This window comes from Stutzerimonas stutzeri, assembly GCF_000935215.1.
GTDB lineage: Bacteria > Pseudomonadota > Gammaproteobacteria > Pseudomonadales > Pseudomonadaceae > Stutzerimonas.
The window spans coordinates 1-552 of record NZ_JXXD01000162.1; the positions used below are offsets into that span (position 1 = coordinate 1).

A 552-nucleotide genomic window follows, 5' to 3' on the forward strand; every position below is an offset into this window, starting at 1 on the left:
CGGTGTTGCTGCCTTCGACCGGGGTGAAGGACGAGGACCAGGTTTGGCCTCCGTCGGTGCTGTACTCGACGGTGGCGCCGGTCTCGGTGCCGCCAATGGTCAGGGCGCCGTTGTTGGTGATGCCATCAGTGCCGCTTGTGCCGGTGTCGGCCTGCAACGAGACGGTCGGCGCGGCGACCTGGGTGTCGAGGGTGAAACTGACGGTGGTCGCAGCCGAGGTATTACCAGCCACGTCGGTCTGGCGGACGGAGACGGTGTTGCTGCCTTCGATCGGGGTGAAGGTCGGGGACCAGGTTTGGCCGCCATCGGTGCTGTACTCGATGGTCGCACCGGCTTCGGTGCCGTCGATGGTCAGGGTGCCATTATTGGTGATGCTATCAGTGCCGCTTGTGCCGGTGTCGGCCTGCAACGAGACGGTTGGTGCAGCGACCTGAGTATCCAGAACGAAGCTGACGGTGGTAGCACCCGACGTATTACCAGCCACGTCGGTCTGACGCACGGAGACAGTGTTGCTGCCTTCGACGGCCGAGAAGCTGTCGGACCAGGTTTGAC

General features: G+C 63.8%; 1 protein-coding gene. It reads right to left on the reverse strand.

Translation table 11 applies throughout. The features are described from left to right. Positions 1–552 (reverse strand): Ig-like domain-containing protein (locus tag LO50_RS16745; protein ID WP_044315699.1); only part of this gene is annotated, 552 nt, incomplete at both ends.